Source organism: Streptomyces genisteinicus, from assembly GCF_014489615.1.
Classification (GTDB): domain Bacteria; phylum Actinomycetota; class Actinomycetes; order Streptomycetales; family Streptomycetaceae; genus Streptomyces; species Streptomyces genisteinicus.
In genome coordinates this window covers 2,803,512-2,818,297 of sequence record NZ_CP060825.1, presented here as the reverse complement: position 1 = coordinate 2,818,297, position 14,786 = coordinate 2,803,512, and the positions used below count along the sequence as shown (strand labels likewise).

Below are 14,786 nucleotides of genomic sequence, written 5' to 3'. Positions count from 1 at the left end.
CGCTGTGCGGCGACCCCGCACGGCCGGTCGCCGCACCGGCGACCCGCCCCGGAGCGCAGCCGCGTTCGGCGGCCCGTCCGGGGCTCCGCCCGGCTGTTAGGGTCTCTGGACACCCGGACCGCTCCGTGACCGGAGCAGGGATCCGGGAGCCGGAAGAAGCCCCTCAGGAGAAGCCAGACATGACCGATCCCACCCCTGCTGCCAGGAAGCTCGGTCAGGCGATCGAGGGTGCCGACAGCCGGCAGATCAACGATGCCTCCCGCGAGTTCGTCGAGAAGGTCACCTTCGCGACGGCCGACGAGATCCTCGCCATGCTCGGGGACGTGCTCGACGAGGACTGGACCGCCCTGCCGCCCTGGGCCCGGAACCTCGCCTACCGCCTGGCCTGTCTCCAGCGCCCCGGCGATCCCCGGCTGCTCCGGGAGGCGGCCGCGGATCTGCTGTCGTTCGGCCCTGACTGGGACACGTACGCCGAGGAGCTCAAAGCTCGCGCGGCGGAACTGGACTAGCGCTCCGGTGCGTGCGGCAGGACCCCGAACCGGCCGGACCGGCGGGCCGGACCCCTGGTGGAAGGATCGGGAGCGTGGACAGAGGGATCCGCGGCTTCGAGCCGGCCTTCCTGGTCGGGATCGAAGCTGTGCGCCGTACGCACGGTCCACGCCTCGCGGCGCTCGCCGGGCGGCGGCTGGCGGGGTTCGCCGTGGTCCGGTTCGTCGAGGACGGGGACTGGTTCGCCGACCTTCCGGTCGTGCTGGACTTCGACGGCATCCGGGTGGAGGTGTGCCACTGGAAGTTCGACGAGCTCTCGATCGGCTGGAACGAGATCGACACGACGGCGGCCGTCACGGGGTGGGAGTCGTCCGAGTTCACCCCTCGGTGGTCCGGCGACCATGAAAGCCTCGCACCGCTCGTCGGCCGTGAACTGACCGCGGTCCGGCTCCTGGAGTGGCGGCCGAGGCCGCCGGGGCGGGACATGGCGGCCGGGACGGTGGCCGTCGAGTTTGTCTTCGGCGAGGACTTCCTGCGGATTGTCAACGGCCTCGACGAGAACTCCCTGGAGACCGGTGCGGCCCATCCGGACTACGTCCGGCACGAACTGACCCGCTGAGCGGGGGCGCTCGTCGTCGGGGCGGAACACCTGCGGGCGGGGTCAGGCAGGCGGTTTGGGGTCGCCGACCAGGCGCAGGGCGGCCGGACGCTCGACGGCGAACTCACCGATCTCCAACGCTGCTTCCCGCCAGTGCCCGGCGAGGTAGTGCAGGTACTCGCTGTCGTGGCGGCAGTCCGGCGGCGGGGACTCCGGGGTCCTGGGCCAGAGCATGGTGACGGCGAAGCGGACCGCGTGCAGGGCCGAGCCGACGTGCGCGTCGGCCCTGTCCTCCAGGCGCAGCAGCAACTGGAGCCGGCTCGCGATGTCGGTCAGCTCCTCGTAGGCCCTGGCGCGCTGGCGCACGCGGGCGGCCTCGATGTCGGCGTTCACGGTGTCTCCCGTACGGGGTGGGGCGGTTCGGTGAGGCGGCAGGCTGGGCCGCCTCTGTCGCGCGGACGGCTCACGCGGCCTCGGCCGGGGCGGGCCCCGTCGCCTCGGCGGCCAGTCGGCAGTCGCGGCAGAGGCCGGGTTCCGCCGCGCGGATGACCCGCTTGCAGGTGCCGGTGCAGTCGTGCATGGGGTGGACGGCCTCGGGTGGGGGCGGGTCGGGCAGCGGCGGCGGCAGGTGGACGGTGAGGCGGTGCGCGAGAAGCGCCGCCGGGCGTTTCAGGGGATGCGGCAGGCCGCCGGGCGGAGGCGGCTCCACACGCGTGTGGCACAAGAGCAGCTACAGCAGCAACGACGGCCCCGAGTGCGTCGAGTGCGCCGCCACCCCCGGTGCGATCCGGGTCCGCGACTCCAAGGACCCCGCTGGGCCCGAGCTCGGCTTCGCGCCCGGGGCGTGGGCCGCCTTCGTGGCCTACGCGTCCCGAGACTGACGCCTCAGCGCCCGGCGTCCCACTCCGGGGCCGGGTCCTCGGCGAGGAGCGGGCGCAGGGCGCCCACCGCCGCGCCGATGCACACGTCGCGCAGCTCCTCGCGGGTGCAGGTCTCCTCGACGAGCCAGTCCAGGCAGAGGACTTGGACGAAGACCAGCCAGCTCTTGAGCACGCCCGAGACGGCGGCCCGCTCGCGGGAGCCGGTGACCGGCAGGGCGCCCAGCAGCTTCTCCCGCAGGGCGTCCAGCTCGTCCGTGATGATCGTCTGGATCACGAGATCGCCCGCCAGGGCACGGTTCGCGGCCAGCACGGTATGGCGGTTCTCCGCGAAGTAGGCGATGTGCGCGTCCAGGCCCTCCGTCAGCTGCTCGGTGAACGTCTCCGCCGGATCGACCCTGGTGCTGGCCAGCAACTGCCCGGCGACCTGGGCGTAGAGCGCGGCGAACAGCTCCCGCTTGCCGGGGAAGTGGCGGTAGAGCAGCGCGCGCGACACCCCCGCCCGTTCGGCGATCTCCTCCATCGTCACGTCCTCGTAGGGCTGTGCGGCGAAGAGGGCGGCGGCGACGTCCAGGAGCTGGGCGCGTCGCTGGTCGGGCGTGAGGCGCTGGCGGGGCATCCGCCGATCCTACTTGACACATGTCTACTAGCGGCGGAGTCTGGTTGACACACGTCTACTAGCGCGCTTCCGGCGGAGGGCTGCAGGTCATGACCAAGGCGAAGGCACTGCGGGGGCTCGTGCTCACGATGGGGTACGCCTGTCTGGCGATCGGGCTCGGGCACGTCCTGCTGGGCAACGCGGTCGTGCCGGGCGCCGAGGACGCCGGGGCCACCATGGACAGCCTCGGGCGCTTCTTCGGCGCGGTCTTCGCCGGCTACGGGCTCGCCTGGCTGCTGGCCGCGCGGCGCTCGCCGATCCCCGCGTACGCCGTGCGCTGGCTCACCGCCGTCTTCCTGCTGGGAGCGGTCGGGCGGCTGCTCTCGCTCGCAGCCGAGGGCCGCCCCCATGGCTTCCAGCTCGTGCTCACGGGCATCGAACTCGCCCTCCCGCCCGTGCTGTTCTGGCTCGCGGACGCCGACGAGAAGGCGGTCGCGGCAGGGGCCGCCCGCATCACGGGCCCCGCCCCCGTGTAGCCCCCGCCCGTCAGCCCTCCGCCCCGGCCAGGTGCTGCTTCGCGTCCTCGTAGGACGCCTCCTCGGCCGGCGCGGCGGGACCGTAGTGGAGGTCCACCACACCCAGGTCCAGGGTCTCGGCGGAGAGCAGGGCCAGCGGCACCGAGTCCGATCCGTCGCGGAAGAGGCGGTCGCCCTTGCCGACGGCGATCGGGTGCACCAGCAGGTTGAGGTCGTCGAGCAGCCCCGCGGCGAGCAACTGCCGTACCAGCGCGACCGAACCGCTGACCGCGATGTGCCCCTCGCCCGGCTCGTTCTTCAGCGCCGTGACCGCCTCGACGAGGTCGCCCTCCAGCCGCTCCGAGTTCCGCCATGCCCCGTCCAGCGGCCGGTGCGAGACGACGACCTTGCGGGTGTCGCCGAGCTTCTTCGCGAAGTACGCGTCCTCCCCGCCCTCCGTCTCCCGGCCCGGCCACGCCTCGGCGAAGCCGTCGTAGGTGGCCCGGCCCAGCAGCAGGGTGTCCGCCTGCCCGATCACACCGTCCACCGCCCGGCCCATGGCGTCGCTGAAGTAGGGGAAGTGCCACTCGTGGGGGTCCTCGATGACGCCGTCGAGCGAGATGAACAGCTGCGCGATGATCTTCTTCATGGCCGGTCCTCCGGGCGTGGTGCGCCGTATCCGTGGTGTTCGTCAACTGGTAGACGATCCGCACCGCCGGAACTCATCGGCGGTGGATCGCTGATCCGTCACAGCGCGCCGAGAGTGCCGTGTGTCGGAGACACGCAGCACCGTCGTCGCTTCACGCGGGGCGCATGAAGCCGGCCGTCGGGCTCCTGAGCCAGCGCAGGTGATCCACTAGGTGCCCGACCGTTGCCCGGTCCCGCAGTACGACGCCGATCTCCACGTTCTCACGTAGGGCTCGGCCGGTGAGATTCGCGCTGCCCAGCAGTGCGACCCGTCGGTCGGCAGCCACGACCTTCGCGTGCAGGCTGCCGAGAGCGGAGGGGTCCGCGCGGTGCTAGAGGCGAGCACGGTGCCGCAACGGACCGAAGGCCTTCACGGCCGAAGTGGACTCCTCGAGAAGCAGCTCTAGGTTCGGGCTCCGGTCCCACCAGCGGCACCGCGACTTCGCCTCGCTGGCCGGCAGGGTCAACCACATCGACGGTTTGATCGCCTACGCCCTCGGGGCCGAGGCAGAGTGGGCGCGTCCGGTCCGGGAGCGGTGGCTCGCCGCGCTGAGTGCACAGGGCTGGACGTTCGACTGACACCACAGGGGCGGGACGGAGCAACGACATGCGCTACAAGAACGAAGAGCAGATCAAGAAGGCGCTGGGAATCGATTCCTGGAGGCACCTCTCCAAGGACAAGATGGTCCGCTTCGTGGCCATGATGCCCGACATGAGCACCGAGGTGGCGCTGAGGATCGTCGAGCAGTTCCCGGCGTTCAAGGACTTCGCCAAGAACGCCGTGGACATGATGCAGAAGCAGCACGAGTCCACGCTCGCGGCCAACGACCGGAGCCAGGAGCATGTGCACCAGGCCTTCCGGGAGATCAGGGAGATCCTCGCGAGGGAGCTCGACAAGGGCGACCTGACGTGGGAACAGCGGACGTACCTGATCGAGCAGATCCAGAAGACCGGAAGGGACCAGTCGGAGAAGGACACGGAGAGCAAGAAGTTCCTGGACACGACGCTCGGCAAGTCGCTGGCCGGGGTGGGGGCTCTGGCGGCTCTGGCGGTGGCCTTCGTCGGCGGACGGGTGCTGGCCGAGGGCAACGGCGACTCCGAGGACTCCTCGGAGGGGTGACCTGGGTGAGATCCGCTGCTCTGGTTGGAGCGGCAGGTGCCGGCGCGATGTGGGTGTCAGGTCGGTGCGGTCGGCTCAGGACACCGTCCGAAGCGAGTTCGATCGTGGTGTGCCGGGCCCGGGCGCCCGGCACACCACCGAGTCGGATCTATGAACGTCCTTCGGGCCTGTCGTCGGAGTCGTCCGACCTGCTGATGCCGAGGTCGAGGGTGAGTTCCTCGGCGGCGACGTCGAGAAAGTAGTACTCCGACGCGCGCGTGCGACCGACGGCGTCGAGCTTTCGCCGGTAGCGCACCTTGAAGTGCACGTTGTCCCCGAGCGTCAGCCTCATACGCACGAGCTGTTCCGGTTCGACCCGTACGTCGTACGCGGGAGCATGGCGGGCGAGGCCCGACTTCACCTTCACCACGCCGCTGCTGCGGAGTTCGGTGACCCGACCGGAGATGGTGAACTCCTGGTCGTCGTCGCGGGTCGCCTGCAGCCGCTTGGCGTAGTCGACTCCGCGCCGGGTCAGACTGGCCTGGCGCATGCCGCCGTCCGCGGCATACCAGGTCAATGCCAGGCTCAGCCGGAACTGGGAGAGAGCCTTCGACAGTGCGTCCACGGAGTCGAACAGCTGGGCCCACTCCCGTACGTCTTCTCCTTCCTCCAGAGCGGTGAGGAGGCGCGCGAACGTGCGGACTCCCTTGTCCGCCGCAGTGGGTACAGGGCCGTCAAGCGTCTCCGGGTCGGCGGGCACCGTGGTGGTGGGACGGGCATGCACGACTGTGCTGCCTCGGGAGAGCCCGGTGACCTCCAGCTCGACCGGCGTTCCCGCGGCCTTGGACACGGCTTTCTCGACCGGGTCCAGCAATGCGTGGCCCCACTGGAACCGCAACGCTCCCCGTTCGGCCTCCGGGCCCGTCAGACGCAGGCGCAACTCTTCCTGGAGGGTCGCGCCCGGCTGGTACTCCTGCATCGCGGAGAGGAGGCTCCTTCGGTGCTCCGCCTCCACTTCCGCGTCGTCGCGTTCCTCGGTGCCCATCTCCTCCAGGAGCCTCGCGGTGGCATCCGGGTCGTGCGCGCGGGCTTCTCGCATCCGGCGGCGCCAGCTGCTCTCGTTCACAGTCGCACCTCCAGGTAGCCACGCACCGGCACGGCACTCGCTTCGGAAGGAGCCGGGTCGCCTCCGTCAGGCAGGCGGCAGCGCTGCCACCAGTCGTCCCAGATCCCGCGTTGCATGAAGTATGTCCGGTCGTCCTCGGTGATGCTCTGCAAATCGAAGGCCGACGCGACGGGGCGATATCCGACACGCAGGGGCGATACGCCGAAGTTGCGCAGGATCTGCTCACGGCTCTTGAAAGCGCTGGTGAGCCACTTGGAGCCGGGGTTTCCCTTGACCGCCGCCTCGGCAGTCACATCGACGAACACCGTCGCGTCGATGTTCCGGGGCTCCGCCTTCGCGCTGACGAAGCTGCCGCCCAGCCACACACGGTGCACCAGTGAACGACCTTGCAACCGCTCGGCGTACGTGTCCTCCAGCACTCCGAAGCGGTCGAGGTACTCCTGCAAGCCGTTCCACAGAGTCGTCCGCCGGCCGGACGGATGGAACAGAGGACTGCTCACCAGCAGGTCTTGCGCTTCCTCCATGGTCACGGAGAAGCGGCCGGGTGGCAGGAAACCCTCCACGGTGAAATCCGGCAGCACAGGTCCCCCCGTTGTGCGCTTCGCCCGATGTGAGAAATACCCACGGTAGTGGCTGATGCTCACATGGGGGTAGGAACGGTAGGAAGATCACGCTTTCTGATGGTTGCGGCTTCCTTCGAGGTGACCCGCGATCTCCGTTCCCTGCTTCCGCGTATCGCTCATGGGCGGGCGACGCGTGCCGCGACCGGGCCGCTTGCAGCCGCTCTCCCAGGGCAGGGGGGCGAACGCCGAGTTCAGCCGGGAACCCCTCGATCGCTTTCACCGGTCGGATGGACGGCCGTCACGTTCTGGCGGCCGGCGCCGCCCGGGGGATGCGGCGGGGGCGCATCTCCGTCGGAGTCGAGCCGTGTGCGGCGTGGGCGCGCTGCTGTTCCTCCCGCCACACGATGGCCAGTACCTCGTCCGAGATGGGGCGGACGAACCCGAGGCGGGCGAGGAGGTCCCGGGCCTGGGGCGGCGGGTCGCCCTCCCGGTCCGTGATCAGGGCGCCCAGGATCGGGACGTCGTCGGTGACCGTCCCCTCGGCGCGCACGAGCGTGCGCAGCAGCCCGGCGGGCGGGAGCTTCTGCGCCACGCCGCCTCGGGGGCCGAACAGGTCGGAGACGGTCACCGTGCCGCCGCGCCGAGCCACTGTGGTCAGATGACGCCGCAGGTCCCGCAGGAGCGCGTCGCCCCGCTGGACCGCCTGGTCCAGAGCGGTGAGGCGGCTGCCGAGGTCCCTCTGGAGGTCTTGTGCCTTCCAGGCGCGGTAGGCGTCTCCGCGCTGCCCGGCCTCCCGCCACCGCTCCTCCCAGGCCCGTGCCTTCCTGATCGCGTCCGTCAGACGGTTCCGGTCGTCCTCGCCCGCGAAGTCCAGCAGGTCGTGTCCGGTGGCGAACAGCCTCTTCATCCGGGCGGTGCCGCGCCGGACCGCTTCCCTCTGCCGGCGGTCGACGCCCTGTGGCGCACGCCAGTGAGCGGAGAACAGCCTCCGTGTCTGGTCCTCGCACCACTCGTCACCGGCACGTCCGCCGGGTACGAGGCGGCCGAGCGACCTCGCGTGGTCGCGGAAGTAGGGCAGGGCGAGACCGTTGTCCCTGCGGATCAGGGAGGACAGCAGCGGCTGCGTCGGGCGGGTCGGGGCGTCGACCATGCCGAGCAGTGTCCGGCATCGGTCGGGGGCGAATCGGTGGAGATCGAGCCCGGTGATTCCGGCCAGGTCGCGCCAGGTCGTGGTCTCCCGGTGTGCGGCGCAGTGCTCCAGGTAGTCCCGCACGGTGAAGGCGGCCTCCTGGAGGGGCGTCGCCGGTGCCGGCGCGGTCGCCGGCCGGTGGTGCAGAGGCGGTGCGTCGTGCTCCGTGGCCCTCTGCGGCTCGGGGCGGTACGGGGTCTTCTGGCGGTAGCGCGCGACGGGTGTCCCGGGCGGGACGGCCTCGCGGGCGGCCGGGGTCATCAGGCCGGCCGACGTGACCCAGCAGGTGTCGAGGTCCTGCCAGGTGACCCGGCGTCCGGGTAACTCGGTGCCGATCTGGACACGTCGCTCCAGCACTCCCTTGTGCTGGTTGCCGACCATACGGAGCCGCAGGGCGTACCCGCGCCCGGTGAGGAGTTCACCGGGCATCGGGGTGTGCTCCCCGAGCAGTACCTCGTCGTAGCCGCCGCTGAGCGCGAACTCCACCGCGGCGCGCGGCAAGGACGCCCCGGTGTACGGGCAGTTGAACCGCAGCTTCAGCCCGGGGTCGGGGAGGAAGGCGTCCAGGTACGTCCAGTCGCCGTCGGTCCGCCTGCGCAGTTCGAGCCGGTGGTTGAGCCCGCACGCGTCCAGCCAGCGACGCAACTCCTGGAGGAGGTACAGGTGGTCCCCGCTGCTCCGGCCGGTGTGCCGCCGGACGCACCGGACGTCGGGGCGGTGCGCGAAGTGGCTGACGGTGCGGTGGCCTATCCGCACGGTCAGCCTGGTGCCGCAGCCGCCGAGCAGCGTTCCGCAGAAGAAGGCGTCCACGCCGTGCCGTCGTTTCATCAGGAGCGCGTCGTCGTGCTCCTGGGGCAGGATGACCGGCCGCTCGGATGTGGGACTGTCGAGCACGGCGACCTTCACCAGCCGGCTGTCCTCGGTGAACACGCGACCCCCCTCGCTGTTCGGCAGCGGGCCGCGCGGTCGGTGCCGAGGCCCGTGACGACGACGAGTATGCCCGCCGATGGGCGGGAAGGTGGCCGTTTCGGCCTGCTCCGAGCGGGAGGTCGGCGGCCGGGCTCTCCGGGAGCCGGTACGGACGCGTGCCGGTCAGGCGGCCAGGGCGTCGCCTCTCCTCGACCGTGCCTCGGCGCGGCAGTCGCGGCAGAGGCCCGGCTCGGGGGCGCGGATGACGCGTTTGCAGGTGCCGGTGCAGTCGTGGAGGGGGTGGAGCACGTCCGGGGCGGGCAGGTCGGGGAGCTGTGGCGGGAGGAGGGCGGTGAGCCGGTGGGCGAGCAGGCCCGCCGGCTGCTTCAGCGGGTGCGGCAGATCGGCGGTGAGGGCGCGGCGGACGGCGTCGGGGGTGGCCTCGCGTTCCAGCCAGGCGGCGACGGCCGGGGCCAGGCGGCGGACGTCCCGCTCGCCGAGGAGCAGGCGGGGCTCGTCGCGGCGCAGTCCGGCGAGGAGGTCGGTGGCGATGCGCTGCCGTTCCGGGTCGGGGGCCAGCGGCTGGGGGAGCGGCGGGCGCGGCGGCTTGGGGGTGGGGGAAGGGGCGGGTGCCGGGGAGGGTTCGGCCTCGGCCGGAGGCACGGTCGCGGGCTCGGGGTCCGGTGCTGGAGGCGGGGGCGGAGGCGGTTCGGTCGCGGGGGCGGCCGGTGCGGCTGGTGCGGGGCGCGGTTCCGGCGGCGGCGGTGCGGAGGGCGCGGCCTGTGCGGAGCCCGCCGCTTCCGGGTGGTTGTACGAGACCGTGCGCGTGACGAGCCTGCCGCCGGGGATGCGCACCAGGGTGCGCGCCAGGTAGGAGTGAGCCTCCAGTTCGCGCAGGGCGGCGGCGATGCGCGCCTCGCTCTCCGGGAAGCGGTCCGCGAGCGTCTTGATGTCGGCCTTCGCGCCCTCGGGGAGCGACTGGATGTGCACGGCGAGCCCGATCGCGGTGAGGGACAACTGCCGGTGTTGGGCGAGGTGGTTGCCGACGATCGTGAAGCGGGTGGTGTGGATCGCGTTCACATGGATCACGCCGAAGGCGGTGACACGGCGGGGAACGCGGGACGGGGCGCGCGAGGGCGCGCTAATCTGCGGTGTATCCATCGGGAAGTTCCAGCTTCCTCGGTGGTCAGGCCCTCGATCGGGATTGCGAGTCCCGGCCGGGGGCCGTCGCATGTCTGGGGTTGTCGCGGCGAGCATATGCCCGCCAACCCGCCCGGAATCCAGCCGGATCGGGCAAAGTCACCCGGGAGGGTGATGGGACCGGTGGGGTGGGGTGGGTGGTTCTTTCACCAGGTTCTTTGGTCTTTTAGGGTCGTGCGCTGCCGCGTCGCGGAGCACCGGATCGCGGGCCTCTGCGATCCGGTGCGACCAGGTGCGGAGCCGTTCGCGGGGCGGTTCGCGGGTGGTTCACGGGGCGAGATCCAGCTCCGCCCAGACGGTCTTGCGGGGTACGGGGTCGAGGGCGACGCCCCAGCGGTCGGCGAGTGCCTCGACGATCAGCAGGCCACGTCCGGACTCGGAGTCGGCGGCGGGGGCGCGGCGGGTGCCCGGTCCGGGCGGGAGAAGGTCGCCCCGGGTGTCGGTGACGGCGATCCGCAGGCGCGTTCCGTCGTCCACGACGGCGAGTTCCAGCCGGAAGTCCCGTCCGGGCACGCGCCCGTGGACGGTGGCGTTGGCCGCCAGCTCGGCGACGATCTGCGAGGCCGTCTCCGACGGGAGGCCCCAGGAGGTGAGTTGGGCGGCGGTCAGCAGACGGGCGAGCCGCGCGCTCCGGCGGGTGGGGGAGAGCAGCACGCTGAAGTGCCGAGGGGGAGCGGAAGGTTCGGTTCGGGTGATTTCCTGGTTCACGTCACTCAGCGTGGCCGGGTGGTGCCTACGCTGGACAGAGCGGCGCGTGTACGGACAGTGACTGTCCCGGCGGTGTACGGACGTGTCCACCCGGTACGGCGGACCGCACAGACACGGTACGGACGACGGGTGAGGCGGTGTCGTATGACGGATGAGGACGGCAGGGCAGGGGCGGCCGCCGGCGCGGGCGAGCCGGACCGGGACGTCGAGTTGGAGGACGACGACTCGGGAGCGGTCATCGCGGCGGTGGGACGGCAGGTCAGGCTGTGGCGCGAGGCGGCGGGCATGCGGGCGGCCGAGCTGGGCGCGGCGATCGGCTACGGCGAGAACCAGGTCTACAAGGTCGAGGTCGGCAAGCGGATTCCCAAGCCGGAGTTCCTGGACAGGGCGGACGAGGTCCTGGGGGCGGGCGGGAAGCTGGCCGCGATGAAGCGCGACGTGGCAGAAGCGAGGTACCCGAAGAAGGTCCGGGACCTGGCGAAGCTGGAGGCGGATGCGGTGGAGATGGGGGCGTACGCGAGTGTCGTGGTGCACGGTCTGCTCCAGACAGAGGAGTACGCCCGGGCGCTGTACGGCGAGCGACGGCCGGCGTTCTCCGAAGAGCAGGTTGAGCGCTTGGTGGCTGCGCGGCTGTCCAGGCAGTCGGTTTTCGGGCGGCAGCCGGCTCCCCTGCTGACGTTCGTCCAGGAGGAGGCGACACTGAGGCGGCCCACGGGAGGCAGAATGGTGTTACGCCGACAGCTCGAACACCTGCTGGAGCTGAGCTCGTTGAGGCACGTCGAGATTCAGGTCATGCCGACGGAGACGGAAGAGCATGCGGGGCTGGGCGGGTCTCACCAGGTGCTCAAGTTGAGCGATGGCACGGCTGTGGGGCACAACGAGGTCCAGCTCACCAGCCGGCTGATCACCGAGCCCAAGGAGGTCCAGATCCTTGAGATGCGGTACGGCCTGATCAGAGCCCAGGCGTTGACGCCTCGGTTGTCGCGGACCTTCATCGAGAAACTGGCAGGAGAGACATGAGTGTCAAGCCCTCAGCCGGAGCCCCCGCCGAGCTGACGTGGGTCAAGAGCAGCTACAGCACGAACGACGGCCCTGAGTGTGTCGAGGTTGCGGCGACGGTCAGCGTCATCCACGTCCGAGACTCCAAGAACGTGCCGGGCCCGGAGCTCGGCTTCGAGCCTGCCGCATGGGCTGACTTCGTGATGTACGCATCCGAGATCTGAACAGGGCACCCGCGCCCCGCCCCGGTGATGCCAGGGGCGGGGCGCGTTGGCGTCAGAAGAAGCTGATCTGATCGCCGTCGGTCGGCTTGGCCGCTGCCTTCGGCTTCCGCGCGACCTTCCTCTTGGCTCCAGGCGCGTGCAGTCCGGCCTCCTGCTCCTCCTTGTAGCGAGCGTGGTTCAGCTCCAGCAGGCGGTCCCTCGGAGCCGGGACATCTCTCGCGAGAATCCCCCAGACCGCATTCCGCACCCCCGCCGGAATGATCCACTCCGCGCCGGATTACGCTGCGCTGCCGCCACTGGGCGGCCGCACGCGCACATCAGGGGTGGGAGAAGGTCATGAACGCATCCGACAAGCGGATCGCGTCGCTGCTGCGGCAGATCGCCACGCAGGACGTCGTCGAGCTGCGGCAGGAGGCATCCGTCGCCAAGCGGGTCGCCGCGCAGGCGTACGTCGCCGAGCAGTACGGCTTCTCGTACGGGGAGGCCTGGCGCGAGGGGCACAACAAGTCGGTCCTCGCCGTCCGCCTGTACCGCGACCCCCGGCCCGAGGCCCGCGCCCGCGAGGCGGCGGCCATCGCCGCCCACCCGGAGGCCGGCATGGGCGGCGCCGTGCCCGGCCTGAAGCCCGGCACGCTGAACCCGCTGCCCGAGGCGGAGGCCGCCGTCGCCGTGCTCAAGGACCGCATCGGCTACGACGTGATGGCGCAGCCCACCGCCCCGAGCCAGAGGCGCTTCGCCTACGCGATGATCGGCGTCGTGGCCCTCATCTTCCTCGTGATGGGCAAGTGGGTGGAGGCCCTGGCGGTGAGCGCGGTCCTCACCGCCTTCCTCGTCGGCGCGTTCCGGCTGAGCGACGTCCGCCGGCAGCGCATCGCCGACCGCCTCACGTCCGCCGGCCTCACCGCGGTCACCGACGAGCACGGCCGCACCCGCTTCCTGCCGCCGGGGCAGCAACTCCCGGGCCACGCCAACCCGTTCGCGTAGCCCAGCGACACCGAAGGGCCCGCACCGCTGGCGCGGTGCGGGCCCTTCGTGCGGCCGGTGTCACTTGCCGGTGACGGTCACCGGCTCGTCGTTCTGGATCTGCTTCACGAGCTGCTGCACCTTCGCCTTGTCCCAGACGAGGTTGCCGCCGCGGCTGCCGGAGATAGGGATGTTCATCGACTTCCCGTCGCCGCTGCTGACGCCCTTCATCGCGAAGAACATCGACCCCAGGTCCCACAGGGACATGTCCTTGTCGACGATCAGGGTGTCCAGCCCGGCGCCGAGCGTCGGGTACAGCTTGAACGGGTTGAGGATCGTGCCCGGCGTCGCCGCCTGGTTCGCCAGGGTGGAGAGGAATTTCTGCTGGTTCTTCGTCCGGTCCAGGTCGCTGCCCGCGAAGGCGTACCGGGTGCGGACGAAGGCGAGGGCCTGCTCGCCGTCGAGGGTCTGCTTGCCCGCCTGGAAGTCGGCCCCGGACTTCTTGTCCTTGAAGCCCTTCTCGATGTTCATCTCGACACCGCCGAGCGCGTCCACGATGTTCGCGAAGCCGGCGAAGCCGATCTCCGCGTAGTGGTCGATGCGCAGGCCGGTGTTGTGCTCGACGGTGCGGACCAGGAGCTCCGGCCCGTCCTCCGCGTACGCGGCGTTCAGCTTGACCCGGCGGCCGGTGCCCGGGAACGTCTTGCCCGACTCCGAGCCGACGAACGTCGGTATCTCCACGTCGGAGTCACGGGGGAGCGAGATCATGGTGTTCCCGCTGCCGCAGGCGGCGAGGATCATCATCGAGTCCGTGCGCTTGCCTTCGGCGGACCCGGTGTGGAGCTTCTTCTTCTCCTCGGCGGACATGCCCTCGCGGCTGTCCGAGCCGACGATCAGGTAGGTGGTGCAGTCGCCCTCCGCCGGCCGTTCGACCACCTTGGAGAGGTCGACCTCGCGCCGCACCTTGCCGTCGGCCCAGAAGTAGGTGCCGATGGTCGTGCCGAGCACGGCGACCAGGACGACGATCGAGCCGACCTTGAGGCGCTTGCGCCAGTCCGGGGCGGATCTGCCGGGCCGCCCGTACGGGTCGCCGCCCTGCGGCGGGACGCCGCCGTGGCCCCCGCCGGAGGGGGAGCCGTAGACCTGGCCGGTGTTGTAACCGCTGTCGTAACCCGGCTCCGCGTACCCCTGGTCGTGCCCCCGCTGCTGCGGTGGCACCGAGCTGCGCGGCGGGTTCGCCGGGCGCTGGACATGGCGCATCACACGGGCGCCCTCGGGCTGCTGCCCGGCGCTGCCGCGCCCGTAGCCGCGCCCGTCGCCGTTGCCGCCCTCGGCGGTCCATCCGTTCGGCCAGTCGTTCATGCGCAACAGTGTGCCGGGGGTCTGCCCCGGGCCGACAGAGCGGGTGGGAAATCACACCACTGCTGTAGCCAAGCTGATGCAATGAGGACGGCTCCGCGGCCCGGCATAAGGTGGACGCCATGACAGATCAGGCCCCCCGCCCGGAGAGCGACATCCCGGGCAAGCCCACCGAGGCGTCCCGCACCACCCTCAGCCACATCATGACCGGCAACGACACGAACCTGCTGGGCACGGTGCACGGCGGCGTGATCATGAAGCTGGTGGACGACGCGGCGGGCGCCGTCGCGGGGCGCCACTCCGGCGGGCCGGCGGTCACCGCCTCCATGGACGAGATGGTCTTCCTGGAGCCGGTCAGGGTCGGTGACCTGGTGCATGTGAAGGCCCAGGTCAACTGGACGGGACGGTCCTCGATGGAGGTCGGCGTCCGGGTCATGGCCGAGCGGTGGAACGAGTCGACCCCGGCCCAGCAGGTCGGCTCCGCCTATCTCGTCTTCGCGGCCGTGGACGCGGACGGACGGCCCCGGCAGGTGCCTCCGGTGATCCCCGAGACCGAGCGCGACCGGCGGCGCTACCAGGAGGCGCAGATCCGGCGCACCCACCGGCTCGCGCGCCGGCGCGCGATCAAGGAGCTGCGCGAGAAGCGCGCCGCCGAGGGGATCGACGACTAGAAGGACCTCCG

General features: G+C 71.1%; 20 protein-coding genes. 9 read left to right on the top strand and 11 right to left on the bottom strand.

Features of this window, described 5'->3' with window-relative positions:
• Window positions 1-179: 179 nt before the first annotated feature.
• Window positions 180-509 carry a hypothetical protein gene (locus tag IAG43_RS12275; protein WP_187740789.1) on the top strand — a complete coding sequence of 110 codons (330 nt, stop codon included), beginning with the start codon at window positions 180-182 and terminating at the stop codon, window positions 507-509.
• 74 nt (window positions 510-583) lie between these two features.
• Window positions 584-1,108 (top strand): hypothetical protein, encoded by a 525-nt coding sequence (locus IAG43_RS12270; RefSeq protein ID WP_187740788.1) that lies wholly within the window; start codon window positions 584-586, stop codon window positions 1,106-1,108.
• Between the two features lie 42 nt (window positions 1,109-1,150).
• On the opposite strand, the gene IAG43_RS12265 is transcribed toward IAG43_RS12270, so the two are convergent.
• Window positions 1,151-1,480, bottom strand: a complete 330-nt coding sequence (locus tag IAG43_RS12265; RefSeq protein ID WP_246574266.1) for a hypothetical protein — start codon at window positions 1,478-1,480, stop codon at window positions 1,151-1,153.
• Between the two features lie 70 nt (window positions 1,481-1,550).
• On the bottom strand, window positions 1,551-1,796 hold the full coding sequence (locus tag IAG43_RS34445; protein WP_281403964.1) for a hypothetical protein: 246 nt from the start codon (window positions 1,794-1,796) through the stop codon (window positions 1,551-1,553).
• Window positions 1,797-1,800: 4 nt separating this feature from the next.
• On the opposite strand from IAG43_RS34445, the gene IAG43_RS34440 reads away from it, so the two are divergent.
• The gene (locus IAG43_RS34440; RefSeq protein WP_246574265.1) at window positions 1,801-1,968 is read left to right on the top strand and encodes a DUF397 domain-containing protein; all 168 of its coding nucleotides are present in this window, start codon (window positions 1,801-1,803) and stop codon (window positions 1,966-1,968) included.
• 4 nt (window positions 1,969-1,972) lie between these two features.
• Here the strand turns inward: IAG43_RS34440 and IAG43_RS12255 are convergent, their stop codons facing one another.
• Window positions 1,973-2,584, bottom strand: coding sequence for a TetR/AcrR family transcriptional regulator (locus tag IAG43_RS12255; protein ID WP_187740787.1), 612 nt, complete (start codon window positions 2,582-2,584; stop codon window positions 1,973-1,975).
• 89 nt (window positions 2,585-2,673) lie between these two features.
• Here IAG43_RS12255 and IAG43_RS12250 point away from each other — a divergent pair, with 89 nt between their 5' ends.
• Window positions 2,674-3,099 (top strand): DUF4345 domain-containing protein, encoded by a 426-nt coding sequence (locus IAG43_RS12250; protein WP_187740786.1) that lies wholly within the window; start codon window positions 2,674-2,676, stop codon window positions 3,097-3,099.
• A 10-nt stretch (window positions 3,100-3,109) separates the two neighbouring features.
• Here the strand turns inward: IAG43_RS12250 and IAG43_RS12245 are convergent, their stop codons facing one another.
• Window positions 3,110-3,727: a dihydrofolate reductase family protein gene (locus tag IAG43_RS12245; protein WP_187740785.1), complete on the bottom strand. Its 618-nt coding sequence runs from the start codon at window positions 3,725-3,727 to the stop codon at window positions 3,110-3,112.
• A gap of 151 nt (window positions 3,728-3,878) precedes the next feature.
• Window positions 3,879-4,067, bottom strand: coding sequence for a phospholipase D-like domain-containing protein (locus IAG43_RS12240; RefSeq protein ID WP_223006043.1), 189 nt, complete (start codon window positions 4,065-4,067; stop codon window positions 3,879-3,881).
• A 305-nt stretch (window positions 4,068-4,372) separates the two neighbouring features.
• Here IAG43_RS12240 and IAG43_RS12235 point away from each other — a divergent pair, with 305 nt between their 5' ends.
• Window positions 4,373-4,885: a hypothetical protein gene (locus tag IAG43_RS12235; RefSeq protein WP_187740783.1), complete on the top strand. Its 513-nt coding sequence runs from the start codon at window positions 4,373-4,375 to the stop codon at window positions 4,883-4,885.
• Window positions 4,886-5,033: 148 nt separating this feature from the next.
• Here the strand turns inward: IAG43_RS12235 and IAG43_RS12230 are convergent, their stop codons facing one another.
• The 5 genes from IAG43_RS12230 to IAG43_RS12210 form a co-directional block, all read right to left on the bottom strand.
• On the bottom strand, window positions 5,034-5,990 hold the full coding sequence (locus IAG43_RS12230) for a hypothetical protein (protein WP_187740782.1): 957 nt from the start codon (window positions 5,988-5,990) through the stop codon (window positions 5,034-5,036).
• Window positions 5,987-6,571, bottom strand: coding sequence for a DUF6932 family protein (locus IAG43_RS12225; protein WP_187740781.1), 585 nt, complete (start codon window positions 6,569-6,571; stop codon window positions 5,987-5,989). The genes IAG43_RS12230 and IAG43_RS12225 overlap by 4 nt, the downstream gene beginning before the upstream one ends.
• A gap of 280 nt (window positions 6,572-6,851) precedes the next feature.
• A complete protein-coding gene (locus IAG43_RS12220; RefSeq protein ID WP_187740780.1) occupies window positions 6,852-8,672 on the bottom strand; it encodes a competence protein CoiA family protein in 1,821 nt (606 codons plus the stop codon).
• A 162-nt stretch (window positions 8,673-8,834) separates the two neighbouring features.
• On the bottom strand, window positions 8,835-9,812 hold the full coding sequence (locus IAG43_RS12215) for a helix-turn-helix domain-containing protein (protein WP_187740779.1): 978 nt from the start codon (window positions 9,810-9,812) through the stop codon (window positions 8,835-8,837).
• Between the two features lie 306 nt (window positions 9,813-10,118).
• On the bottom strand, window positions 10,119-10,559 hold the full coding sequence (locus IAG43_RS12210) for an ATP-binding protein (RefSeq protein ID WP_187740778.1): 441 nt from the start codon (window positions 10,557-10,559) through the stop codon (window positions 10,119-10,121).
• Window positions 10,560-10,703: 144 nt separating this feature from the next.
• Here IAG43_RS12210 and IAG43_RS12205 point away from each other — a divergent pair, with 144 nt between their 5' ends.
• The 3 genes from IAG43_RS12205 to IAG43_RS12195 all read left to right on the top strand — a co-directional run bounded on the left by IAG43_RS12205 (window position 10,704) and on the right by IAG43_RS12195 (window position 12,766).
• Window positions 10,704-11,579 (top strand): helix-turn-helix domain-containing protein, encoded by an 876-nt coding sequence (locus tag IAG43_RS12205; protein WP_187740777.1) that lies wholly within the window; start codon window positions 10,704-10,706, stop codon window positions 11,577-11,579.
• Complete coding sequence (locus IAG43_RS12200; RefSeq protein ID WP_187740776.1) at window positions 11,576-11,782, top strand: DUF397 domain-containing protein; 207 nt, start codon at window positions 11,576-11,578, stop codon at window positions 11,780-11,782. The genes IAG43_RS12205 and IAG43_RS12200 overlap by 4 nt, the downstream gene beginning before the upstream one ends.
• A gap of 336 nt (window positions 11,783-12,118) precedes the next feature.
• Entirely contained in the window at window positions 12,119-12,766 is a 648-nt protein-coding gene (locus IAG43_RS12195) for a hypothetical protein (RefSeq protein ID WP_187740775.1), read from the top strand.
• A 60-nt stretch (window positions 12,767-12,826) separates the two neighbouring features.
• Here IAG43_RS12195 and IAG43_RS12190 read toward each other — a convergent pair whose 3' ends face one another.
• Complete coding sequence (locus IAG43_RS12190; protein ID WP_187740774.1) at window positions 12,827-14,107, bottom strand: LCP family protein; 1,281 nt, start codon at window positions 14,105-14,107, stop codon at window positions 12,827-12,829.
• A 119-nt stretch (window positions 14,108-14,226) separates the two neighbouring features.
• On the opposite strand from IAG43_RS12190, the gene IAG43_RS12185 reads away from it, so the two are divergent.
• The gene (locus IAG43_RS12185; RefSeq protein ID WP_187740773.1) at window positions 14,227-14,775 is read left to right on the top strand and encodes an acyl-CoA thioesterase; all 549 of its coding nucleotides are present in this window, start codon (window positions 14,227-14,229) and stop codon (window positions 14,773-14,775) included.
• Window positions 14,776-14,786: the final 11 nt, after the last annotated feature.

Coding starts and splice junctions, on each gene's coding strand:
- IAG43_RS12185 (WP_187740773.1), top strand. CDS start 14,227: ATGACAGATCAGGCCCCCCGCCCGGAGAGCGACATCCCGGGCAAGCCC.
- IAG43_RS12190 (WP_187740774.1), bottom strand. CDS start 14,107: ATGAACGACTGGCCGAACGGATGGACCGCCGAGGGCGGCAACGGCGAC.
- IAG43_RS12245 (WP_187740785.1), bottom strand. CDS start 3,727: ATGAAGAAGATCATCGCGCAGCTGTTCATCTCGCTCGACGGCGTCATC.
- IAG43_RS12200 (WP_187740776.1), top strand. CDS start 11,576: ATGAGTGTCAAGCCCTCAGCCGGAGCCCCCGCCGAGCTGACGTGGGTC.
- IAG43_RS12205 (WP_187740777.1), top strand. CDS start 10,704: ATGACGGATGAGGACGGCAGGGCAGGGGCGGCCGCCGGCGCGGGCGAG.
- IAG43_RS12235 (WP_187740783.1), top strand. CDS start 4,373: ATGCGCTACAAGAACGAAGAGCAGATCAAGAAGGCGCTGGGAATCGAT.
- IAG43_RS12250 (WP_187740786.1), top strand. CDS start 2,674: ATGACCAAGGCGAAGGCACTGCGGGGGCTCGTGCTCACGATGGGGTAC.
- IAG43_RS12275 (WP_187740789.1), top strand. CDS start 180: ATGACCGATCCCACCCCTGCTGCCAGGAAGCTCGGTCAGGCGATCGAG.
- IAG43_RS12215 (WP_187740779.1), bottom strand. CDS start 9,812: ATGGATACACCGCAGATTAGCGCGCCCTCGCGCGCCCCGTCCCGCGTT.
- IAG43_RS12195 (WP_187740775.1), top strand. CDS start 12,119: ATGAACGCATCCGACAAGCGGATCGCGTCGCTGCTGCGGCAGATCGCC.
- IAG43_RS12255 (WP_187740787.1), bottom strand. CDS start 2,584: ATGCCCCGCCAGCGCCTCACGCCCGACCAGCGACGCGCCCAGCTCCTG.